Genomic DNA, 22,497 nt, shown 5'->3' on the forward strand with positions numbered 1-22,497 from the left:
GGAAAAAAATAAAAAAGTAAAACTATTAAAGATGATATCATAAAGAAATATAATCAAAATAAATATAAAATAATGATAAAAAATCAGAAAAAAAGTTTTAGACAAAGTAGTTTAAATATTAAAAATAATTTAATTATTAGATTCTTTAATATCATTAAACAATTATCACAGTGAATTCAATTATCATCATAGGCAGTTTGATTTGCTTGTATTTTAATAAAAAACAATTCTGGGTACCCAGAATTGTTTTTAAAGAAAAATTAAAAATTATTAACGATCATCACCATTATTAATAGTACCTTTAACAATAACATAATCACATTTTGTTAATGCAGATAAATCTTTACCACCAGCATAAGAAATAGCAGATTGTAAATCTTCTTCCATTTCTTTATAAGTATCAGCAATTGAACCTTTATATGGAACAAGTATTTTTTTACCTTCAATATTTTTCGCTTCCGCTTTGTTAAAAATACTTGCTGATCCAAAATATTCTTTGTAAGATTGACCATTTATTGTAACAATTTTGCCAGGTGATTCATCATAACCCGCTAAAATACTTCCTGCCATAATCATAGTGGCACCAAAAGCTATTGCTTTAGCAATATCACCATTACATCTAATACCACCATCTGCAATTAATGGTTTAGTGGTGCTATTGGCAACATCTTGTAAAGCATTTAATTGTCAACCACCTGTACCAAATCCAGTTTTTAGTTTAGTAATACAAGCTTTTCCTGGGCCAACACCAAATTTAATTGCATCAGCGCCTCATTTTTCTAAATCTTTAACAGCGGTTTTTGTCATAACGTTACCAGCAATAATAAAAGGTTTAGTATTTGTTTTAGCAAAAGTAGTTTTTATAAATTTAATCATTTCTTCCATAGCATTACTATGACCATGTGCAATATCAATAGTAATAAATTCTGGAATTAGATTCAGTTTGATTAATTGTTCAAGTAACTCTTTATCCTCTTTTTTAACACCAATGCTAATTGAAGCATATAACTTTTGTTCATGCATACTTTTAATAAATTTAATTTGATCGATATTAAAACGGTGCATTACATAAAAGTAATTATTTTTAGCCAATCAAATACATAATTCTTGGTTAATGACAGCACTCATATTTGCCGGAATAATTGGAATTTTAAAAGTAAAACCATTTAGTTTAACACTGGTATCACATTCTTTTCGTGATTTAATTATTCCTTTATTTGCAATTAGATTTATATCTTCAAAATCAAATTTCACATTCATTTTTTATTTATTCTCCTTAGTCTTTACTAATTGTAATAGTCAAAATATGTACATATTATTTTATAACGTTTTAAATAAAATGCTAAAGGACTAAAACACCATTAGTATTATATATTATTTTTTTGCAATTTAATTATCTTTATTATTAATTAAGTCTGATAATTGGTTAATCATTTTCTTTAAATTAGTAATTAATGGGTTATAAACATCAATTTGTGTTAAATCAACACCCGCATCTTTTAAAATATCTAATGGATATTTGCTGCCACCGGCTTTTAAAAAGTTAAGTAAATTTTCTTTTTTGCCATTTTTAACATCTTCATAAAGTTTATAAGAAACGGTAATTGAAGTAGCATATTTATAAACATAATAAGGTGAGTGGAAAAAATGAAGAATTCGTGGTCATGAGTATCCTTTTGCTTTTTCTTCGTATTTATCTAATGCTTTTTGTCCATATTTATTAGCTGTATTTTCAAATAAATCAGCCAAAATATCGGCGTTTAATGGCACTTCTTTTTCTACTAATTTATGTGCTTCTCATTCAAATTCAGCAAATTGAATTTGACGAAAAAAAGTACCAATTACAGTTTCAATATGAGTTTGTAGTAAGTAAATGCGTTCTTGATTATTTGACGCTTTATTATATAAATAATCAAAGGCTAGATGTTCATTAACTGTTGAAGCAACTTCAGCTAAAATAATTGGATAGTCAGCATTTGGATATTTTTGATATTTTTCTGAAAATAGGGTGTGAACAGAATGACCTAATTCATGAGCTAGTGTATTAAGTGAATTAATAGTATCATCTCAATTCATTAAAATAATGGGTTCTACGCCATTACCACCTGTTGAATAAGCACCAGTTCGTTTATTTGTGTCTTCATAATAGTCAATTCTACCTGGTAATAATGCTAAGTTTAACTGCTCTAAATATTCATCACCTAAGATACTTAAAATTTCTTTGACTGAATTAATACCTTCTTCAACACTGAATTTTTTAGTTGGTATTGTTGTCATTTTTAAACTAGTATCGGTACTATAAAATTTTTTAAATTTAAAAAATTTACGTTTTAAATTATAAAATTCTTCTACTAAAATAGCGTGTTTCTGTCCTGTTTTTATTAAATTTTCATATAGTATTAATGGTACATCATCACTTAATAAACTATATTCTAAAGTAGTTAAATGTTTTTTATTATCTTTTTCTTTATCGTTGTTACGAATTTTTATTTCTTCAACAGCTACTTCTAAAATGCTTTCATAAACTTGTGCTAATGAATGTTTTTTATTTTTAATATCTTCATAAAATTTTTTTGAAATATCAATTCTTAATTGTTGATTTTTTACTGGATTACTATTTTCTAAAATGTCTAAATATAAAGTTTGTGTTAATTCTTGTTCTTTATTTTGATAATTAAACATTGTTTTTTGTTTATCAGCATAAACCAAACTATCATATAAACCACCAGCAGCACTTCTTGATTTGCTAACTTTGCTTAGTAAAGTTTCATCGTGCTCACTTAAAATAAATTTTTCAAATTTAAAAAAAACTTCCATATCATGTTTATATATCATTAATGAGGGGTCATTATTAATTCAGTTTTTAATAGTTTGTAAACCAATAGTTTTGATTTCTGGTTCAATTCATGCTAACTTTTCCGATAACTTACTTTGTTGAGTCGCAAATAAACTAGATAATTGTTGCAATTCTAAGTTAGTTTGATCTAAATCTCCATAATGTAAATATTGCACAACTTTAGAGCCTAACATTGATATTTCTTTGCTAATTGCTAAATATTTTTTAAAGTTATCAATATTATTTAATTTTCCTTTAAAAGTTAAAAGTTGATTGACAAATTTATCAAACTCAGGTAAAGCTTTTTTTCAAGATTCATTATTAATAAATAAATGCTTAAAATCTCAGCAGTACTTTTTTTTATCTTTTTCATTTAATTCAGAACGCTTCATAGTTTTTGCTCCATTCTATGGTAATATTACAATACAATAATAATACAATAATATTGTTTAACTTATCTATTTTTGTTGTAATTTTCGAAAATATTAATTCAGATATATTGTAATTATTTTAATATTACCATTTAGGAGTGAAAATATGGATAAAAATATTCTACTTAATGTTAGTAGTAAACTTGAATTAAAATTAAAATTAACAGCGGTATTTGCTGATAAAGTTCCTCATGAATTGATTGCTAAAGAAAAAAATAAATTAACATTAATTTCTGAAGATAAAACTTATTACCTATATTTAGGTGATAGTAAAGGCTTAACTCGTAATGATGTTTATAATTTTTTTGTAAATTTTAGTAGTAATAATAGTCAAGATTTGGATATTGATGTCAAATCTTTTGTTACGAGTAATTTAGATGAAAGTATACTTTTACAAACTATATATGAAGCATTATGATTCGGTACTTTTAAAGAATATACTTTAAAAAGTAAAAACAATGAAGAAAAAAAAGTTAAATATAATGTTGTTTCAACAGCAAAATTCCCTAACTATACTTCACAACAACAAATCGAAATTCAAGGAGAAAGTATTAATTTAGCACGTAATTTGCAAGATATGCCACCTAATTTGTTATATCCCGAAGTTTTTGCAAAAAAAATTCAAGATGCAGCAAAAGGTATTAAAAATTTATCAATAAAGGTTTTAGGGCAAAAAGAAATAACAGAACTAAATATGAATTTATTATTAGCAGTTAATGCTGGAAGTAATTTTGATGCTCGTGTTGTTGTTTTAGAATATAAAGGTGATCCACAGCATGCCGATGATATTTTAGGATTAGTTGGTAAAGGAATTACTTTTGATAGTGGTGGTTATTCACTAAAACCTTCTTCAGCAATGAAAGGTATGAAATTTGATATGTCGGGTGCAGCTAGTGTATGTAATGCTGCCATTGCTGCTGCTAAATTACAATTAAAAATAAACTTTGTAGCTGTTGCTTGTTTAACAGAAAATAAGATTGGTAGTCATGCTACTTTAGTAGAAACAGTCTTTACTTCAATGAATGGTAAAACTGTAGAAATTAATAATACCGATGCCGAAGGAAGGTTGGTATTAGCAGATGGTATGACATATGCTTTACGTAAAGGAAAAGCAAATCGTATTATTGAATTATCAACTTTAACTGGTGCAATGCTAGTTGCATTAGGTAGTTATATGACTGGTGCTTTTGCTACTGATGATAAATTATTTAATGATTTTGATTTATCATCACAACAAACTAATGAAGAAATTTGAAGAATGCCAATTCATCAACAAAATATTTTAAATATGCGTTCATCTAAAATAGCTGATTTAAGTAATCTTTCTAAAGATCCATATGGTGGTTCATCAAATGCTGCTGCATTTTTAAAAGAATTTAGCGAAGATAAACCATTTTTACATTTAGATATTGCGGGAACTGCTTATAAAAATGATCGTGGTATGGGTGTATTAGTTAAAACATTAGTTCAATATATGAAAAATTATAGTACAAGTAAATAAAGTTATAAAAAGGAATAATCATAACAATTATTCCTTTTTTATTTTATAAAAAAGTTATTTAACAATATTTTTAGTTAATTGGTATTGAAATAATATTTGATTCTATTTTTTGTAGTGTTTTTAATAATGGTGGTAGTTGAGAATTATTAATTTTATTAATATTTAATCGATTACTTGTATCAATAGTATCATTTAATTTAATATTTATTTTTTCTAAGATTTTAATATTTTTATCAAATTTTTCATAATAATTTTTGACTAATTTTTCTAAATTTTCTTCAGTAATATTTGAATTTAATTGGAAAATTGAATTGTTTGAGTAAACAGACTGATAATATTTTTTAGGAAAATTACATATATAGCTAACTAAAGTAATGTTTACTCATATCTTGAAAAACAAAATCAATCGCGTTTTTAATATTTGGTCAATAATTTGGTAATATTTTTCTTATATTATGTTTTATAGCAAATCAAAAATGTTCAATTGGATTTAAATTAGGAGAATATGGTGGAAGAAATAATAGTTTGCATCCAGCATTTTCAATTAATTGTTTTGTTGCTTTAGATTTATGAAACGTCGCATTATCTAAAACTATAATTTGTCCACACTTTAATACTGGAATTAGTATATTTTTAACATATGATTCAAAAATTTTACTATTGCAATGTCCTTCAAATGCTCATAGAGCTTTTAATTTACCTTTATTTAGTGCACCAATTATACTCATTCTCTTTATTTTATATGCAGGTTTATTATCAAATAATCTTTTACCTTTTTCAGACCAACCATATTTATAAAATTCATTATCATCAATTCCAGATTCATCAATATATACCAAATCTTCATTCATTATTTTCGCTATTTCTTTTAAAAAATCTTCTTGTTTATTTTTATCTCTTTGTTCATATAGAAAAGTTTTTTTTATATGTATAATTTAGTTTTTTGAAATAGTTATAAACTGTTTCTTTTGTCATATCACCAAATTTTTCAATTACTTTTTGAACTGTAACATCTTTATTTTCTGCTAAATAATTTTTTAATTCATCTAAATCCTTTATTTTGTGGCTATGTCCTTTTTGATAATTCAAAATTGGTTTTATATTTCCGGTTTTTTGCTTTCTTTTTCTTCATAAAAATAAAGTCTTTCTAGTGATATTGAACACTTTACAAATTTCTTTAATTTTCATGTTTTTACTTTCATAAACTTCTATTACTTTTCTTCGTAAGTCCTCACTGTATGGTTTTGGCATAATTTAATCTTCCTAATCTATTTTAATTATTGCTGAATTATACTTGTAAGTGCAAGAATTGTTTAAATTACATATTATTATTTTACATTATTTATGAGTAAACATTACTTTCGTTAGCTATATAACTTAATGCTTGACAAGTATATGTATTTTTAAATTTTTCTCAACAAAAATCAGTAATATTAAGTTTAAATGAAAAACCAATTTGGGCTATTATTGCAACTATTATATTTTCTTTAGTTATTAGTAGTTTTAAATCTTTTATAAAATCTATTTTTTTGTTAGCACTTATTTGAGCAGTAATAATATCAAAATAACTATCAAGTGTCATTGAAGATACTATTGATATTAATCAAGTAAATAAATATTTAATATTTTTACAAATATTGCTATTGTAGTTATTATTAGGATTTAAAGTTTGTATTTCTAAAATATTTTGTATTTCATTTAAATTAAATTCTAGTTTAATAAAATTTAAATCATATCATCTTTTTAAAGCAGTTATTTTTTCATATTCTAATTCAATATCAGTTTCACTAATAGTAGGTTTATTAATAATTTTTTTAATGCATTGTCATAATAATGAGCGTTTAATATTTTTTAATCCATTTTCAAATAGATTAAATTTTAATTTAAAAATTATTAATGCTAAAAAGGACACAATAATAGTTTCAAGAGCAGTAAAAGTTTTAACAAAGGATGTTGGATTTAAAGGTAAATCATTGGCTATATCGTTTTTTATAATACTTATAGAACTAGCAAAAGCTACTCCGCTAGTAAAAACTGCGAAAGTAGCAATAATTTTTATTAATTCATTAGTAATTATTGAATATGCTTTAAGATTGTTATTAATGTTTTCTTCAATGGTTAATATAATATCGTTTTCAGTATTATTATTTAAAAGAGTTTTAAACTTTGTAACTAATTGTTGACATAAGTTTGAAAACTCTTTTATTTGTGTTACTAATGTATTTTTATTTGCTTCAAGAACATTAATTTTAGTTTTTATTTCCTCAAAATTAAGGTTAGGTGTTTCAATAGTATTAGTAAATACTTTATCTTTTATTCTATTTCATATTTTATAAAATAAAGTTTTTTCTAATTCACTATTACCGAAATTTGTTAAACATTTCTTTAGAAATGAAACAAAGAGTGAAACAGTAGTATTGCCAAGTACTTCTCATTTAATTAAAGTAGTAAATGCCTTTTTAAAATCTATATCCTCATTACTATTTACTTGAGTGCTAATAATGTTTAAACTAGCAATTATAATAATAGCTGATGATATTCATAGTGACCCCGAAACTAAATGTTTAATTTCTTGGTAAAATCCATTAGTTCAATTTTTAATAGTTTGTCTTCATGTGCTAGTGGATGGGGCCACTTAGCCCTTTTTACTAGACCATTAATTTAAAAAATCTGAATGTATTCTAAAAACAATTGTGTTATATAATGAACACTAATTTTGACCTGAAAGGATTTTTATTAATGGATAAAATTAAACAAATAGCATTAATAATTAACAAATTAAATATCAAAGAAAAAATTAAAATTATCGATGATTGCAAAAATCAATATTCAATTAGAAACTTATGTCAATATCTTCAATTAAACAGATCAACATATTACTTTTTAAAAAATAAACAAAAACTTATTAAAAAAGAAAAAAATCATATTATTAATTGCAATCATAAATATCAAGAATTATGCCAACTTTTAATCGAATTTCATTCTACAAGAAAAGGTAGAATTTATGGATATTTAAGAATTTTTTCAGCTTTTAAAGAGTGATTAAAACAAGAGAAAAATATCATTTTAAATATAGAATTATCAACAAAACAAATGCGAAAAATTATGAAAAAACACAATATTCAAGGATTAAAACAAACTAAAAATAACTATCCTAAAAACAAAAAAAATCCAAATAAGTGAATACCTACAATGGATAAAGTAAACAAAGATTACAAAAGTACAACCGCTTCAAATCAAATTTGATCAATGGATACTAAACAAATAAACACCAAAGAAGGTTGACTATATCTTTTTGTAATTATTGATTTTTATTCAAATAATGTTGTTAGTTATAATACATTTTCAAATAAATCATATCAAGATTTAATTCTTCCTGCACTTGAAAAAATAAACAACCAATTTTCTTGAAATCAAATAAAAAACGTTATTTTACATTCAGATAACGCCAACGAATTTTATTGTCAAGAAATTACAAAATGAGCAAAAAACAAACAAATAATTTTAAGCAAAAAACAACCATATGATATTGGCGGTAATGTCATATCTGAAAATTGATTTTCACATTTATCTCAAGAATGATTGCCTAAAGACTCAAATCAATATTTAACAATCAATGAAGCTATTAATGATGTAAATCAATATGTTATGTTTTATAATTATGAAAGAATACATTCTAAATTTTTAAAACCACCAATATTACAAATAAAAATTTAGAAATATCTATCAAAATATGGTCCAGTAATTAGGGCTAACCACCTATAATGTTACAAGAGCAGCTACTTACAATTGAATTAAGCAATTTAGTAATTCAGGAAGTTTTAAAACTAAAGATAATCGTTCTTTTGAAGAAAATGAATTAATTAAATTAAGAAAAGAATTAAAGCAATTACGAATGGAAAATGATATTTTAAAGCAAGCAGCACTAATAATAGGCAGAAAATAGAAATTATTGTCAAAAATAAAGCTAAATATAAAATTCGCACAATGTGTCGTTTTTTAAAAATATCTAAATCAACATATTATTTTAATTTAAAGAAAAAAGAAAATAAAATCAAAAATAATATTTATGATGAAGCTGTTATTAGTGCTTTTAAAGAAAATAAAGAAGTTTATGGTACTAGAAGATTAAAAAAAATTCTAGAAAACCAAGAAATTTATTTATCGCGCAGAAAAATTAAAAAAATTATGAATGAACATAATTTAATATCAAAATATACTAAATTATCATTCAAAAATCATAATAACAAAGTTAACGATAGTCAAATAACTAATCTTGTTAATAGAAAATTTAAGAATAGGATTAAAAATGAAGTTATTGTTAGTGATTTAACTTATGTACAAGTTAATGGTAGGTGAAACTATATTTGCCTATTAATAGACCTATTTAACCGCGAAATTATCGGACATAGTGTTGGAGTTAAAAAAGATGCATCATTAGTACATCAAGCATTTATGCAATCAAATCGCTGTTTAAAAGATATTCAAATATTTCATAGTAATCGCGGTAATGAATTTAACAATAAAATTATTGATAAACTTTTACTAGCATTCAACATTAACCGTTCTTTAAGTAAAAAAGGTTGTCCTTATGATAATGCTGTTGCTGAAGCAACTTTTAAAACTTTTAAAACCGAATTTATTAATGATAAAAATTTTACATCATTAATCCAATTAAAATTAGAATTATTTGATTACATCAATTGATATAACAATATAAGAATTCACAGCACTTTAAACTACTTAACTCCAGTTAAATATCAACAACAAATGTCTACCAAAAAATAGTCCTAAAAAGTGTTGCCATTCCAGATTTGATTCAAAAAGAATATGATAAATATTTTACTGGCAAAGAAGGTACTTTAAAACCAATAAAGACTGTTGCTAAAGATGAAAATATAGTAGATTCTTTTCAAGACATTTATACTAATAGTTCTAATACCGAACAAATTTATCAAACTCAATCACAATCTAAAACTATTACTAATACTAATACTTTTTCTTGAAAAACATTAGAAAAAATTGGAGTTAAAGTTAAAGCTGAATTTAAAATTCCTTGAGTTGGTAAAAGTGATGTTGAAACTAGTGCTGAATTTGGTTCAGAGCAACAAGGAACTAAAACTACTACTGATAGTGAAACATTAACTAATCCAAGTCAATCATTTAAATTAAAATCACATTCAATAGGAACAGTTTTATATACTATTAAGCAAGGAACATATCATAATGAAGGAAAAATTAGTTATCCAGTAAATTTAACTGATACTATTAGTTCTTCATATTATTGATCACAAACCGGTCAATGAAGTAAAAGTGAATATACTATTAAAGATTTGATTAAACTTTTAGTTGATAATGGCTATAAAGAACAACTTAAAATTGGTTATAACACTTATTCAATTATTTCAACAGATAATCCTGATAACCCAAAAACTGTTTTTTTAAATTTACCTATTTCTTGAGATTCACAGGGTGGAAAATTAAATGTAACATTTGATGAAAAATCTTTATAGTTTAATATGAATATAATCTTAGTTAATCATTAACTTTTTTTAATAAAATTGAAGTTTAAACTTCAATTTTATTTTTTTTGTATTAATAAATAATTAATATTTTTATTTTGTTTAATGAATTTTTCTTCATATTCAGTTTTAATAAATGCTTCATCATTTTTTATTATATTATTATCTTGATGTAGATTAATTGTATATTCTAATAAATTTCATTTATTTTTTTGAAATTCCAAAAGTGAATAATTAAATAAGTTATTATTATCTGTTTTAAAGTAAAGTTGTCCATTTTTTATTAAAATTTTTTTGTATATTTCTAAAAATTTTTGGTATGTTAATCTTCTTTTAAAATGTCTTTTTTTAGGTCATGGATCAGAAAAATTTAAATAAATTTTATTAATTTCATTATTGGCAAAAAGTTTTTTTAAATTTATGGCATCTTCTATAATTATTTTTAAATTACATAATTTATTTTCAATTCATTTTTTTAATAGTATAGTTACAATAGAAATGTTTTTTTCAATAGCAATATAATTTTGATTTGAATTTTGTTTAGCAAGATTTATAATGAAATTTCCTTTGCCACTTCCAATTTCAATATTGATTGGATTTTTATTTTGAAATATTTTTTTCTTTCATTTCCCTTTGTAATTATAGGGATCATTAATACATAAATTATTATGTGTTAAAATAAATTCTTTTGCTCATGGTTTATTTCTTACTCTCATTGTAATTCCTTTTCTAATTTAATCAACATAGTTGTTATAAAAGTGTAACTTACTAATTTTAGAATTATATCAAAATTGAAGTTTAAATATCTTTTGCTAAAAGAATTTCATTATTATATTTATATCATGTAATATTTTTATTTAAATAAATTTTGTGAAATATTATAATTATATAATTATATATTACCTTTTACTTTTTTAAAGTAAGAAAATAATAAAAAAATAACGCTATTTTATTATTTTTTTAATAAAAATCTTTATTTTTTACAACTAAATTAATAGTTAAAAGATTATGAACAAAAAACCCATTATTTTTTTTGTTTTTTTTGTATTTTGCTATTCCCTTTTACCATTACACTATGTTATACTTACAAGGCGTGATTGTTATGTATAAATGCTGATACACTGATATCAGTTGTCATTATATCACATGTTTTGTTCTTTATTTTATTAAAAATCGTTCTAAGGAGGATATAGCCAATGGCAATCATAGGAGACAAAGTAAAAATTCGTTTAGAAAGTTATGATCACTCAGCTATTGACCAAATAGCACAGAAAATTAAAGATGTGTTAAAAAAAGAAGGTGCTGAAGTGGTAGGTCCAATTCCATTACCAACTCATAAAGAAATTTTCACTATTCTTCGTTCACCGCATAAACATAAAGATTCACGTGAACAATTTGAAAAGAGAACTCACAAAAGAATTATTGGTGCTCAATTATCACCAAAATCTTTAAATGCTCTAAGTGGACTTACTATCCCTAATAGTGTTAGTATCTCTTTGATAATCGAATCTAAAGATGAAAAAAAATCAACTTTAAATCAAGTATCAAAAAAGATTAATAAAAAAAATTATTAAAATCGATAAATATTAATTATTTACAACATATTCCAAGGAGGAAATTATGAAAGGAATCTTAGGTAAGAAACTAGGAATGTCACAAGTTTTCTTAAACAACGGACAACTAGTTCCAGTAACAATTATCGAAGTACAACCAAATGTAGTAAGTCAAGTTAAAACAAATGTAAAAGACAAATATAGTAGTTTACAACTTGCAACGTTCGATCTTCGCGTTACTTTATCAAACAAACCAACAATCGGACACTTTAAAAAAGCCGACAGTCAACCTAAGCGCTTCGTGAAAGAAATTCGTAACATGAACGGATTTAATCATAAAGATCTTATTAATGTTGCTGACGTATTCACAGCAGGTGAATTCGTTGATGTCCAAGGAACTTCTAAAGGTAAAGGATTTACAGGACGTATTAAACGTCATAATCAATCACGTGGTCCAATGGGTCATGGATCAGGTTTACATCGTCAAATGGGTTCAACAGGTTCTATTAATGCTAACCGTGTGTTTAAATCACAACCAATGCCAGGGCAAATGGGAAATGTTAAACGTAGTGTTGCTAACTTAGAAGTTATTAAAGTAGATAAAGAAAATAATTATCTTTTAGTAAAAGGTTCAGTTCCAGGACCAAAACAAGGCTTTCTTGTTATTAAACAAGCAGTTAAAAAACCAATTCTCAAAACCCCAGTATCATTAGTTGTTAGAAATCAAAATACTACAACCGAAGTTACTGATGGTCAATAAAGTTAATTATGGAGGATAGCAAAATGAAAATTAATGTTGTTAACAACGCTGGAACAAAAGTTAGCGAATTAACTTTAAACGAAAAAATTTGAGGAATTGAACCGCACAAGCAAGCGCAGTTTGATAGTTTATTAAGTTATAATGCTACAAAACGTCAAGGAACACACGCTGTTAAAAGTCGTGCTGAAGTTGCTGGCGGTGGTAGAAAACCATGAAAACAAAAAGGAACAGGGAATGCGCGTCAAGGCTCAATTCGTTCACCACAATGAAAAGGTGGGGGGATTGTTTTTGGACCAAATACTGATCGTAATTATTTAATTGGATTACCAAAAAAAGTAAGAAGATTGGCAATAAAATCAGCATTGGCTGCCAAATTCCAAAATAAAAACATAGTTGTAATTGATGAATTAAACTTTGAAAAACCTTCAACTAAAATTATGTTAGAAACTTTAAAAGTTTTAGAATTAGCAAACAATAAAACACTAATTGTTTCAGGAATAAGCAATAAAGAAACAGTTATTAAATCAGGTCGTAATTTACCTAGAACAACAACAATCGCTGCTAATAGTATTAATATTTACGATTTATTAAATGCTAAAAAAGTATTGTTTACTACTGAGGCAATTAAAATCGTTGAGGAGGCTTTAATTTAATATGCATTTAAGTGAAGTTATAGTAAAACCAGTATTAACTGAGAAAACTTATAAACAAATGGCTGAAGGTATCTATACATTTACTGTTAACCGTAAAGCTAATAAAAGTCACGTTAAAAAAGCCTTTGAACAGATTTTTGAAGTTAAAGTAGCAGACGTTAATATTATTAATAGTAAACCAAAAACTAAAACTGTTGGTAGATTTGTTGGAAAAACATCGGCAGTAAAAAAAGCTCTTATTAAATTAGCTCCTGGTGAACAATTAAGTTTGTTTAGTTCTGAAGAACAAAGCTAATGAGATTGGAAGGAGAAAAAAACAATGGCAATTAGAAAAATTAATCCCACTACTGCAGGAAGACGTAATATGAGCGTTCTGGATTACAAACAGAACTTAACTATTGGTAATAGCCCTGAAAAATCTTTATTAGTAAATTTAGTTAAACAAGCTGGTAGAAATAATCAAGGTAAAATTACAGTAAGACATCAAGGTAATGGTCATAAGGTTAAATACCGTATTATTGATTTTAAACGTAACAAAGACAATGTAGTTGGAACAGTTAAAACAATTGAATACGATCCAAATCGTAATGCTAACATTTGTCTTATTTCTTATCTTGATGGTGAAAAGCGTTATATTTTAGCACCAAAAGGAATCAAAGTAGGAGATAAGTTATTAAGTGGTGAAAACAGTGATACTGTTAAAATTGATATTACTGTTGGTAACTGTTTACCATTATCACAGATTCCACAAGGAACAGTTGTTCATAATGTTGAATTAAAACCAGGTAAAGGTGGACAAATGGCACGAAGTGCTGGTGGTAGTGTTCAAATTCTTGGTCGTGATGAAACAGCTAAGTATACATTATTAAAATTAACATCAGGTGAAGTTAGAAAAGTATTAAGTAATTGTCGAGCTACAATTGGTACAGTTGGAAATGATGATCATAACTTAGTAAACATTGGTAAAGCGGGAAGAAATCGTTGAAAAGGAATTAGACCTACTGTTCGTGGTAGTGTTATGAATCCAAATGATCACCCACATGGTGGAGGAGAAGGTAAAGCTCCAATCGGAAGAAAAGCTCCAGTAACACCATGAGGTAAAAAAGCATTAGGTTTAAAAACTCGTGATAGTAAAAAAGCATCAAATAAATTAATTGTACGAAGAAGAAATGCAACAAAGTAGGAGGAAAGTAATATATGTCAAGATCTTTAAAAAAAGGACCCTTTGCTGATAGTCATTTATTAAACAAAGTGGAAACTCAAAATAAAAATAAATCAAAAAAAATTATTCAAACTTGATCTCGTCGTTCAACAATTTTCCCACAATTTGTTGGACATACATTCGGTGTACATAATGGCAAAACACATTTACCTGTATATGTAACAGAAGATATGGTTGGTCATAAATTAGGAGAATTCGCACCCACACGTAAATTTGGTGGTCACGGTTCTGACAAGAAAAAGCGTTAGGAGATAGAAATTATGGAAGCAAAAGCTCATTTAGATAAATTACGCATTAGTCCAAGAAAAGTGCGTTTAGTAGCGGATTTAGTTCGTGATAATGCTGTTGCCAAAGCTCTAGTAATTCTAGCTCATGAAAAAAAACGCGCAGCACAGCCAATTATAAAATTAATTAATTCAGCAGTTGCTAATGCTGCTAATAACTATGGAATGGAAGCCAACAAATTACGTATTAAGGAAATATTTGTAAATGAAGGTCCAACTATGAAAAGATTTATGCCCCGTGCTCATGGTAGAGCATATCAAATCTTAAAAAGAACAAGCAAAATCACTATCGTGGTTAGCGATAATTAGGAGGTAAATAAGTAATATGGGTCACAAAGTTAGTCCAAATGGATTAAGATATGGTATCAATAAAGATTGACAATCACGTTGATATGCAACTAGTAACGAAGATTTAGCAAAATGAATTTTAGAAGACCACAAAATTAGAAAAGCACTATTTGCACATTTAAAAACTTCTGGTGTTTCTAAAATTGAAATTGAAAGAACTAAATCACAAATTACCTTATTTATCCACTGTGTTCGTGTTGGTTCAGTTTTAGGGCAAGGCGGTTCAAACATTGAAGTATTAACAACACTAGTTCGTAAAACAATTAAAAATCGTAAAATAGGTATTAGAATTAATGTTGTTGAAATTAAAAATCCTGATATTGATGCGCAAACAATTGCTAATACATTAGCACAACAAATAAGCAATCGTATGTCACATCGTACAACACAAAAATTAGCAATTCGTAAAGCACTTCGTGCTGGAGCAAAGGGAATTAAAACTCGTGTTTCAGGAAGACTTGGTGAAGCGGATATGGCACGTGTTGAAGGTTATTCAGAAAGTAGTGTTCCTTTAGCAACATTACGTAGTAATATTGATTATGCTACTGCTGAAGCAAAAACAACTTTTGGTCAAATTGGTATTAAAGTTTGAGTATATAAAGGTGAAATTTTATCAGGAACTGACTCAACTCAACCTGAAATTATTTCAAAATATAATCAAAGAAATAATAACAATCGCCGAAATAATTACTCACAACAACCACGTAAGGAGGTAAAGTAAGATGGCTATACCTAAGAGATATAAACACTCTTGCGTCCACCGTTTAAGTTATGAAGGAACTGCAAAAGGTTGTAAAACAGTTGCTTTTGGAACTTACGGACTTCGTGCTGAAGAAGGTTCTTACATTACTGAAAGACAAATTGAAGCAGCCAGAGTAGCAATGACACGTTACATGAAACGTGGTGGAAAAGTTTGAATTAGAATCTTTCCACATTTACCAATTACTAGAAAACCAGCGGAAGTACGTATGGGTTCAGGAAAAGGTTCAATTGATCATTGAGTTTCAGTAGTAAAAGCAAAAACAGTTATGTTTGAAGTATCATATCCTAATGAAGCAACAGCACGTGAAGCATTGCGTCTTGCAATGCACAAGTTGCCAATCAAATGTAAAATTGTTACTAGAGAAATAAAACCAACAGAAGAAGTAAAGGTTGCTAAAAATTTAACAACAGAATTGGGTGAAGCAAATGGAAATGCAAGTAATTAAAAATAAATCAACTTTAGAATTACAACAACATGAAGAAACTCTTCGTGCGCAATTGTTTGCTTTACGAATTCAAAGTTCGTTAGGTAAACTAGAAACTCCGCATATGATAAATAATCTTCGTAAGGATATTGCTCGTATTAAAACTGAATTAACTATCAGAATTAATAATGGTGAAAAAATCAAACCATTACATATTAATAAAATGGTATTACCAGAAGAAAATAAAGAAAGCAAAAAAACTAAAAAAGTTGCTAAAGTTGATGATAAAAAAGATATTAAAGTTAAAACAATAACTAAATCAGAAGTTATTAAAGAATCAGATAAAATTGCTAAAAAAGAAGTTACTGAAAAAACAACTAAAGCAAAATCATCAAACAAAGAAGTTAAAAAAGTTACTACTACTAAAGTAGAAAAACCATCTAAAAAACCTACAGTTAAGAAAACTGTGACACCAGCTAAGGAGGACAAAGAATAATGACAAATATTATTCCAAACAAACAACGTAAAACTTTTGTTGGAATTGTAAGTTCTGACAAAAATGATAAAACAATTACTGTTGTTGTTGAAACTTCAAAACGACATCCAATGTACCATAAAAGTTTTAAGTCAACTAAAAAGTATCATGCCCATGATGAAACTAACCAAGCTAAAATTGGTGACAAGGTTGAAATCATTTCAACTCGTCCACTTTCAGCTCTAAAACGCTTCCGTTTGTTAAAGATTATTGAATCTAAAACAAATAAAAAAGCTTAATTAACCAGGAGGATAAGAAAGATGTTACAAAATCTATCGTGAGCCAATGTGGCTGACAACACTGGTATTAAAGAAGTTATGGTTATTAGAGTTTTGGGTGGTAGTACTAAAAAATTTGCTAAAATTGGTGATATTGTTGTTTGTTCAGCAAAATCAGTAACACCTAATAGTGCAATGAAAAAAGGACAAGTTGTTAAAGCAGTTGTCGTACGTAGTAAATTTGGTGTAAAACGTAATGATGGTTCTTGTGTAAAATTTGATGATAATGCAGTAGTAATTATTAAAGAAGATAAAACGCCACGTGGTACTAGAGTATTTGGTGTCTTGGCTCGTGAAGTTAAAGAGCGTGGTTATAATAAAATTGCTTCTTTAGCAGAAGAAATTGTTTAGGAGGATGAAATAAATGGCAAGCAAAAAGAAACCAGTTATTAGTCTTGATACTAAATTAAAAAGAGGCGACCAAATTAAAATCATTGCAGGAAAGCATAAAGGTCATACCGGACCAATTATCCAAGTACTTCGTGAAAAAAATCGTGTTATTATTGAAGGTATTACTGCTAAGAAAAATAAAAAACCTACCCAAAATGATCAAGAAGGTGGAATTGTGGAAGTAAAAACTAGTGTTCACATTTCTAATGTAATGATCCTTGATGGTAAAAAAGATAAAAAAGTAACAAAAATTGGGTACAAAATTGATAAAGATGGCAAAAAAATTCGTATTGCACGAAGATCTGAAACAGAATTACGATAATAAAGGAGTAACAGCATAAAAATGAATCGTTTACAAGAAAAATATAATAAAACTATTATTCCCCAATTGCAAAAAGAATTAAATTTTACATCAATAATGCAAGTACCCAAAATTGAAAAAGTTGTTATTAATATTGGCGTTGGAGATGCAAGTAGTAATCCAAAAGCCATTGATAAATCAGTATCTGAATTATCAAAAATTACTGGTCAAAAACCAATTATCACTAAAGCAAAAAAATCAATTGCCGGCTTTAAATTAAGAGCAGGAATGCCAATTGGTTGTAAAGTTACATTACGTGGCGAAAAAATGTATGATTTCCTTGATAAATTTATCTCAATTTCTTTACCAAGAATTCGTGATTTTCAAGGCTTATCAGCTAAAGCATTTGATCAAAATGGTAATTACACTGTTGGTATTAAAGAACAAATTATTTTCCCTGAAATTAATTATGAAGAAGTAGATAAAGTTCGTGGTATGGAAATCTCAATTATTACCACAACATCAAATAATGCAACAGCATTATTGTTATTAAAAAAAATAGGATTACCGTTTAAAAAACAAGGAAAGCAGGTGGCATAAGATGGCAAAAACTTCATTAAAAGTAAGACAAGCCCGTAAATCAAAGTTTAGTACGCAAGCATATACACGCTGTCAAAAGTGTGGCCGTCCTCATGCGGTTATTCGTAAATTTATGTTATGCCGTATTTGTTTTCGCGGTTTAGTATACCAAGGACAAATTCCTGGTATTAGAAAAGCATCATGATAGGAGGTATATAATTATGATGACAGATCCAATAAGTAATATTTTAACAGTTATTCGTAATGCTATTAGCGCTGCGGATAGCAGTAAACATCGAGTAGTTAGTGTACCTTCTTCAAAACAACTAGTTAAGATAGCTGATATCTTGCAAAAAAATGGTTATATTGAAAAATATCGTGTTACTAAAGAAAATCCTAGCAAACCTAAATTAGAACTTTTATTAGTTCATACTGGTAAAAGTCCAATTCTTGGTTTAAAAAGAATATCTAAACCAGGATTAAGAATGTATGCAAAATGTGAAGACTTACCAAGTGTGTTAAATGGTTATGGAATTGCAATCATTTCTACATCAAAAGGTATTATGACAAATAAACAAGCAAAAAAACTTGGTCTTGGTGGCGAAGTTCTTGCTTATGTATGATAAGGAGGAAACTATATGTCACGTATTGGTAACCGTATCCTTACCATTCCAGTAAATACTTCAATAACGCTAGATGCAAGTAACTTGTTAACTGTTACAGGAGCAAAAGGTTCTTTAAAAAAACTATTACCAAATGTTATTAAAATTAACGTTGATGAAGAGAAAAAAACAATTACTACAACAAGACCTGATGATAACAAAAAAAATAAACAACTTCACGGAACAACTAATTCATTAATTAATGGAATGTTAGTTGGTGTATCAACAGGTTTCATGAAAGAATTAGAAATAAATGGTGTTGGATATCGTGCTGCTGTTCAAGCTAATATCTTAAATTTAACATTAGGATATTCTCATCCTATTAAGTTTGAAATTCCGCAAGGAATTACCATTGTTGCTCCCAAACCAACAGTATTACAAATTAGTGGTATTGATAAACAATTAATTGGAGAAGTTGCAGCCAAAATTCGTAAATTCCGTAAACCAGAACCATATAAAGGTAAAGGAATTAAATATAAAAATGAACACATTCGTCGTAAGGAAGGAAAAGCTGCTGGTAAAGGTAAATAATCTTATACTGGCACTTAAGGAGAATAGAAAATGATTAATAAACAACAAGCTCGTAAAGTTCGTCATTATCGTATTCGTAGTAAAATTATGGGTACTAGTGAAAGACCACGCTTAAATATCTTTAAATCTAATAATAGTTTTTATGCTCAAATTATTGACGATACTGCTTCAAATACAATTATTGGTGTATCAACATTAACATTTAAAGATTTAGCATCAAAAAGCAATATAGATGCTGCTACTAAACTTGGAGAAACAATTGCTAATTTAGCTATTAAGAAAAAAATTAACAAAGTGGTTTTTGATCGTGGTGGATATTTATATCATGGTAAAGTGAAAGCATTCGCAGAAGCGGCGCGTAGTGCTGGATTAGAATTCTAAAAAAGGAGAATTAAAAGTATGAGTTTAGAAAATAAAAAAACAATTATTGATGATAAAGAAAATACTGAAGTTCAAAAATCAGTAGCAAAACCTTCTGTTAAAGCAGAAGTAAAAAATCCTGCTGGTAATGAAAATAAAATTAGACATACTAATTCATCACAACCAAGAAATAGCCACGATAAAAAAGAAAATAAAGTTCGTGAACCACGTAAAAATTTTGAACGTAAACCAAAAACTCCAAGTGAATTTATTGAAAAAGTGATTTGAATCAGAAAAATTAACAAAGTAACAACTGGGGGAAGAAGATTGCGTTTCTCTGCTGCTGTTGCTATTGGTAATGGTAAAGGAGTAGTTGGTTTTGGTATATCTAAAGCCAATGAAGTTCCTGATGCAATTAAAAAGGCAATTGAAGCTGCTCACAAAAATTTAACAACAATTACGATAACTAAAAACAATAATTCTATTGTTCATGAAGTTAAAGGTAAATATTGTGGAAGTGAAATTTTATTAAAACCAGCTAAAGAAGGAATCGGAATTAAAGCTGGTGGATCTGCTCGTGATATTTTAGAATTAGCTGGTATTCATAATATTTATTCAAAAGCATTTAGATCTAGAAATAAAATTAATTTAGCTAGAGCAACAATTGCAGGTCTTGGCAATGTTAAACCAGCAGAATATTTTATAAAAAATAAAAATCTTACTACTAAGCGTAGTAATGGTTAGAGGTGGATTATGGAAACAACATTACATAACTTAAAACCAACACCAGGTTCTCGTAAAGACATTAAACGTTTAGGTAGAGGAACTTCATCTGGAAAAGGTAAAACGGCTGGTAAAGGGACAAAAGGACAAAATGCCCGTACCGGTGGTGGAACAAGACCCGGATTTGAAGGAGGACAAACACCACTGTACCGTCGTATTTCAAAACGAGGGTTTACTAACTTTACTACAACCAATTATAGTATTATTAACTTAGAACAAATTGATTTAATTAAAGAGCATGAAATAACACCTGAACTTTTATTTCAATTAAAATTGATTAGAAGTAAAAAAGATAGTATTAAAGTTCTTGGTAAAGGTAAATTAACAACACCAAAAACAATTAAAGCTCATAAATTTTCAAAATCAGCAATTACTGCTATTGAACAAGCCGGAGGAAAAGCGCAGGTGATCTAAGTGTTCACAACAACCCGTGAATTAATAAAAAAGTATAAAGAAGTTATAATTAGAATTTTATTTACCATTTTTATTTTATTTATCTTTCGTGTTGGAGCATTTATTACAGTTCCAGGAGTAACTTTGAATGAAGATTTAAGTAGCAGTAATAGTAGTGGTATTGAATTCTTTAATTTAATTTCAATGTTAGGTGGTGGTGCTATTAGCAGATTTTCTGTTTTTGCACTTGGAGTCTCACCTTACATTACTGCATCAATTATTGTGCAGTTATTATCAACTGATGTTGTTCCTACTTTAACAAGATGGGCTAAATCAGGCGAAAAAGGTAAGAAAAAATTAGAGTTAATGAATCGAGTATTAACTGTCCCGTTTGCTATTATGCAAGGTTTTGCCACAATCTTTGGTTTACAATCTCAACATATTATTAGTGTGGATTGAAGTTCGGGATCGGGAGCAGCTGGACCAGAAGTTTTCTATTATGTATTGATTCCAGCTATTTTGCTAGCAGGGACAATGTTATCATTATGAATGGCTGATCAGATTACTAATCGTGGTATTGGTAATGGAATTTCACTAATTATTTTTGTTGGAATTGCTGCTAATTTACCATTTAACTTAGCTTCAACTTTTAAGTATTGAGTAGGACCAGATACTAATAACGGTGTTATTTTTCAAGGGGCTTTAAAATTTGCTCTTTATTTTGCAGCCTTCCTACTGATTATTCTTGTTGTTGTATTCTTTAGTGAATCAGAGCGACACTTACCAATTCAACAAACTGGTAGTGGTTTAACTTTAAAGGGTGATAAAAGTTCTTATTTACCTTTAAAAGTTAACTCAGCCGGAGTAATTCCTGTTATTTTTTCTTCGGCACTAATTACTGCTCCAATGACAGTGGCACAAATTGTTGATCAAAATAGTGGTTTTGCTAATTTTGCTAGAAATTATTTATCTTTACAGTCGTGGTCGGGAATTAGTATTTTTGCTATAATGACAATTATGTTTACTTTCTTATATGCACAAGTGCAAATTAATCCCGAACAAATGGCTAAGAATTTTCAAAAATCAGGAACTTATATTCCTGGCGTTCAGACAGGAAAGGAAACAGAAATTTATATTAAAAGAATGTTAAATCGTTTAAGTACGATTGGTTCCTTTTTCTTAACTGCTGTTGCAGTAACTCCATTTTTGATTTCTAAATTTACTAATCTACCTTCTTCATTAGCAGTTGGTGGAACTGGATTAATAATTATGGTTGGAGTAGCATTAGATACAACAAAACAAATTAAGGGACGAATTACTCAACATTCATTCTTAAATTATAAGGACAACAAAGATGTTAAAGAACACTTATGGTCTTAGGGGGTAAC

31 protein-coding genes and 1 pseudogene are annotated in these 22,497 nt (G+C 27.4%); 25 read left to right on the forward strand and 7 right to left on the reverse strand.

Features of this window, described 5'->3' with window-relative positions; all coding sequences use genetic code 4:
• Positions 1 to 270: 270 nt before the first annotated feature.
• The gene (locus tag AACL11_RS03335; protein WP_338988147.1) at positions 271 to 1,260 is read right to left on the reverse strand and encodes a GMP reductase; all 990 of its coding nucleotides are present in this window, start codon (positions 1,258 to 1,260) and stop codon (positions 271 to 273) included.
• Between the two features lie 129 nt (positions 1,261 to 1,389).
• A complete protein-coding gene (gene pepF, locus AACL11_RS03340; protein WP_338988148.1) occupies positions 1,390 to 3,228 on the reverse strand; it encodes an oligoendopeptidase F in 1,839 nt (612 codons plus the stop codon).
• A 145-nt stretch (positions 3,229 to 3,373) separates the two neighbouring features.
• Here pepF and AACL11_RS03345 point away from each other — a divergent pair, with 145 nt between their 5' ends.
• Complete coding sequence (locus AACL11_RS03345; RefSeq protein ID WP_252320239.1) at positions 3,374 to 4,768, forward strand: M17 family metallopeptidase; 1,395 nt, start codon at positions 3,374 to 3,376, stop codon at positions 4,766 to 4,768.
• A 70-nt stretch (positions 4,769 to 4,838) separates the two neighbouring features.
• Here AACL11_RS03345 and AACL11_RS03350 read toward each other — a convergent pair whose 3' ends face one another.
• From AACL11_RS03350 to AACL11_RS03365, 4 genes are all read right to left on the reverse strand, one after another.
• Positions 4,839 to 5,168, reverse strand: coding sequence for a hypothetical protein (locus AACL11_RS03350; RefSeq protein ID WP_338988149.1), 330 nt, complete (start codon positions 5,166 to 5,168; stop codon positions 4,839 to 4,841).
• Positions 5,131 to 5,703, reverse strand: a complete 573-nt coding sequence (locus AACL11_RS03355; RefSeq protein WP_338988471.1) for an IS630 family transposase — start codon at positions 5,701 to 5,703, stop codon at positions 5,131 to 5,133. Before AACL11_RS03355 ends, AACL11_RS03350 begins: the two co-directional genes overlap by 38 nt.
• Positions 5,660 to 6,019 carry a helix-turn-helix domain-containing protein gene (locus tag AACL11_RS03360; RefSeq protein WP_338973555.1) on the reverse strand — a complete coding sequence of 120 codons (360 nt, stop codon included), beginning with the start codon at positions 6,017 to 6,019 and terminating at the stop codon, positions 5,660 to 5,662. The genes AACL11_RS03355 and AACL11_RS03360 overlap by 44 nt, the downstream gene beginning before the upstream one ends.
• 91 nt (positions 6,020 to 6,110) lie before the next feature.
• A complete protein-coding gene (locus AACL11_RS03365) occupies positions 6,111 to 7,403 on the reverse strand; it encodes a hypothetical protein (protein WP_338988150.1) in 1,293 nt (430 codons plus the stop codon).
• A gap of 68 nt (positions 7,404 to 7,471) precedes the next feature.
• Between AACL11_RS03365 and AACL11_RS03370 the strand changes: the two genes are divergently transcribed.
• The 3 genes from AACL11_RS03370 to AACL11_RS03380 all read left to right on the forward strand — a co-directional run bounded on the left by AACL11_RS03370 (position 7,472) and on the right by AACL11_RS03380 (position 10,281).
• Positions 7,472 to 8,485: an IS3 family transposase gene (locus AACL11_RS03370; protein WP_338986622.1), complete on the forward strand. Its 1,014-nt coding sequence runs from the start codon at positions 7,472 to 7,474 to the stop codon at positions 8,483 to 8,485.
• Between the two features lie 171 nt (positions 8,486 to 8,656).
• Positions 8,657 to 9,556, forward strand: coding sequence for an IS3 family transposase (locus AACL11_RS03375; RefSeq protein ID WP_338988482.1), 900 nt, complete (start codon positions 8,657 to 8,659; stop codon positions 9,554 to 9,556).
• 26 nt (positions 9,557 to 9,582) lie between these two features.
• Positions 9,583 to 10,281: an ETX/MTX2 family pore-forming toxin gene (locus tag AACL11_RS03380; RefSeq protein ID WP_338988151.1), complete on the forward strand. Its 699-nt coding sequence runs from the start codon at positions 9,583 to 9,585 to the stop codon at positions 10,279 to 10,281.
• 68 nt (positions 10,282 to 10,349) lie between these two features.
• Here the strand turns inward: AACL11_RS03380 and trmB are convergent, their stop codons facing one another.
• Positions 10,350 to 11,006 carry a tRNA (guanosine(46)-N7)-methyltransferase TrmB gene (gene trmB / locus AACL11_RS03385; RefSeq protein WP_338988152.1) on the reverse strand — a complete coding sequence of 219 codons (657 nt, stop codon included), beginning with the start codon at positions 11,004 to 11,006 and terminating at the stop codon, positions 10,350 to 10,352.
• Between the two features lie 486 nt (positions 11,007 to 11,492).
• Here trmB and rpsJ point away from each other — a divergent pair.
• The 21 genes and pseudogenes from rpsJ to secY form a co-directional block, all read left to right on the forward strand.
• Positions 11,493 to 11,795: pseudogene (gene rpsJ / locus AACL11_RS03390) on the forward strand (30S ribosomal protein S10); the annotation flags it as partial.
• Between the two features lie 115 nt (positions 11,796 to 11,910).
• Positions 11,911 to 12,603 carry a 50S ribosomal protein L3 gene (rplC, locus tag AACL11_RS03395; protein ID WP_174480934.1) on the forward strand — a complete coding sequence of 231 codons (693 nt, stop codon included), beginning with the start codon at positions 11,911 to 11,913 and terminating at the stop codon, positions 12,601 to 12,603.
• 23 nt (positions 12,604 to 12,626) lie between these two features.
• Positions 12,627 to 13,256 carry a 50S ribosomal protein L4 gene (rplD, locus tag AACL11_RS03400; protein ID WP_281748516.1) on the forward strand — a complete coding sequence of 210 codons (630 nt, stop codon included), beginning with the start codon at positions 12,627 to 12,629 and terminating at the stop codon, positions 13,254 to 13,256.
• A gap of 1 nt (position 13,257) precedes the next feature.
• Positions 13,258 to 13,551 carry a 50S ribosomal protein L23 gene (gene rplW / locus AACL11_RS03405; RefSeq protein ID WP_252319250.1) on the forward strand — a complete coding sequence of 98 codons (294 nt, stop codon included), beginning with the start codon at positions 13,258 to 13,260 and terminating at the stop codon, positions 13,549 to 13,551.
• Between the two features lie 24 nt (positions 13,552 to 13,575).
• Complete coding sequence (gene rplB, locus AACL11_RS03410) at positions 13,576 to 14,439, forward strand: 50S ribosomal protein L2 (RefSeq protein WP_338988154.1); 864 nt, start codon at positions 13,576 to 13,578, stop codon at positions 14,437 to 14,439.
• A gap of 14 nt (positions 14,440 to 14,453) precedes the next feature.
• Complete coding sequence (gene rpsS, locus AACL11_RS03415) at positions 14,454 to 14,726, forward strand: 30S ribosomal protein S19 (RefSeq protein WP_174480930.1); 273 nt, start codon at positions 14,454 to 14,456, stop codon at positions 14,724 to 14,726.
• 12 nt (positions 14,727 to 14,738) lie between these two features.
• Positions 14,739 to 15,071, forward strand: a complete 333-nt coding sequence (rplV, locus tag AACL11_RS03420) for a 50S ribosomal protein L22 (RefSeq protein WP_174480929.1) — start codon at positions 14,739 to 14,741, stop codon at positions 15,069 to 15,071.
• Positions 15,072 to 15,087: 16 nt separating this feature from the next.
• On the forward strand, positions 15,088 to 15,831 hold the full coding sequence (rpsC, locus tag AACL11_RS03425) for a 30S ribosomal protein S3 (RefSeq protein ID WP_252319246.1): 744 nt from the start codon (positions 15,088 to 15,090) through the stop codon (positions 15,829 to 15,831).
• A gap of 1 nt (position 15,832) precedes the next feature.
• Entirely contained in the window at positions 15,833 to 16,318 is a 486-nt protein-coding gene (gene rplP, locus AACL11_RS03430) for a 50S ribosomal protein L16 (RefSeq protein WP_281748520.1), read from the forward strand.
• Positions 16,299 to 16,793, forward strand: coding sequence for a 50S ribosomal protein L29 (gene rpmC, locus AACL11_RS03435; RefSeq protein ID WP_338958179.1), 495 nt, complete (start codon positions 16,299 to 16,301; stop codon positions 16,791 to 16,793). The genes rplP and rpmC overlap by 20 nt, the downstream gene beginning before the upstream one ends.
• A complete protein-coding gene (gene rpsQ, locus AACL11_RS03440; RefSeq protein ID WP_252319243.1) occupies positions 16,793 to 17,071 on the forward strand; it encodes a 30S ribosomal protein S17 in 279 nt (92 codons plus the stop codon). Before rpmC ends, rpsQ begins: the two co-directional genes overlap by 1 nt.
• A gap of 21 nt (positions 17,072 to 17,092) precedes the next feature.
• Entirely contained in the window at positions 17,093 to 17,461 is a 369-nt protein-coding gene (rplN, locus tag AACL11_RS03445; protein WP_174480924.1) for a 50S ribosomal protein L14, read from the forward strand.
• Positions 17,462 to 17,474: 13 nt separating this feature from the next.
• Positions 17,475 to 17,822: a 50S ribosomal protein L24 gene (rplX, locus tag AACL11_RS03450; protein ID WP_252319242.1), complete on the forward strand. Its 348-nt coding sequence runs from the start codon at positions 17,475 to 17,477 to the stop codon at positions 17,820 to 17,822.
• 21 nt (positions 17,823 to 17,843) lie between these two features.
• Positions 17,844 to 18,401, forward strand: a complete 558-nt coding sequence (gene rplE, locus AACL11_RS03455) for a 50S ribosomal protein L5 (RefSeq protein ID WP_338958174.1) — start codon at positions 17,844 to 17,846, stop codon at positions 18,399 to 18,401.
• 1 nt (position 18,402) lies between these two features.
• Positions 18,403 to 18,588: a type Z 30S ribosomal protein S14 gene (locus AACL11_RS03460; protein ID WP_174480921.1), complete on the forward strand. Its 186-nt coding sequence runs from the start codon at positions 18,403 to 18,405 to the stop codon at positions 18,586 to 18,588.
• A gap of 13 nt (positions 18,589 to 18,601) precedes the next feature.
• Positions 18,602 to 19,006, forward strand: a complete 405-nt coding sequence (rpsH, locus tag AACL11_RS03465) for a 30S ribosomal protein S8 (RefSeq protein ID WP_174480920.1) — start codon at positions 18,602 to 18,604, stop codon at positions 19,004 to 19,006.
• Positions 19,007 to 19,018: 12 nt separating this feature from the next.
• The gene (gene rplF / locus AACL11_RS03470) at positions 19,019 to 19,573 is read left to right on the forward strand and encodes a 50S ribosomal protein L6 (protein WP_252319239.1); all 555 of its coding nucleotides are present in this window, start codon (positions 19,019 to 19,021) and stop codon (positions 19,571 to 19,573) included.
• Between the two features lie 30 nt (positions 19,574 to 19,603).
• Positions 19,604 to 19,954, forward strand: coding sequence for a 50S ribosomal protein L18 (rplR, locus tag AACL11_RS03475; protein ID WP_338988155.1), 351 nt, complete (start codon positions 19,604 to 19,606; stop codon positions 19,952 to 19,954).
• Positions 19,955 to 19,972: 18 nt separating this feature from the next.
• Positions 19,973 to 20,677, forward strand: coding sequence for a 30S ribosomal protein S5 (rpsE, locus tag AACL11_RS03480; protein ID WP_338988156.1), 705 nt, complete (start codon positions 19,973 to 19,975; stop codon positions 20,675 to 20,677).
• Positions 20,678 to 20,686: 9 nt separating this feature from the next.
• Positions 20,687 to 21,130, forward strand: a complete 444-nt coding sequence (rplO, locus tag AACL11_RS03485; protein WP_338988157.1) for a 50S ribosomal protein L15 — start codon at positions 20,687 to 20,689, stop codon at positions 21,128 to 21,130.
• Positions 21,131 to 22,489: a preprotein translocase subunit SecY gene (secY, locus tag AACL11_RS03490; protein WP_338988158.1), complete on the forward strand. Its 1,359-nt coding sequence runs from the start codon at positions 21,131 to 21,133 to the stop codon at positions 22,487 to 22,489. It begins immediately after the preceding gene.
• The last annotated feature ends 8 nt before the right edge of the window (positions 22,490 to 22,497 follow it).

Origin of the sequence: Spiroplasma endosymbiont of Dasysyrphus albostriatus, assembly GCF_964019495.1 — a bacterium.
In the GTDB taxonomy this organism is placed as follows: domain Bacteria; phylum Bacillota_I; class Bacilli_A; order Mycoplasmatales; family VBWQ01; genus Spiroplasma_E.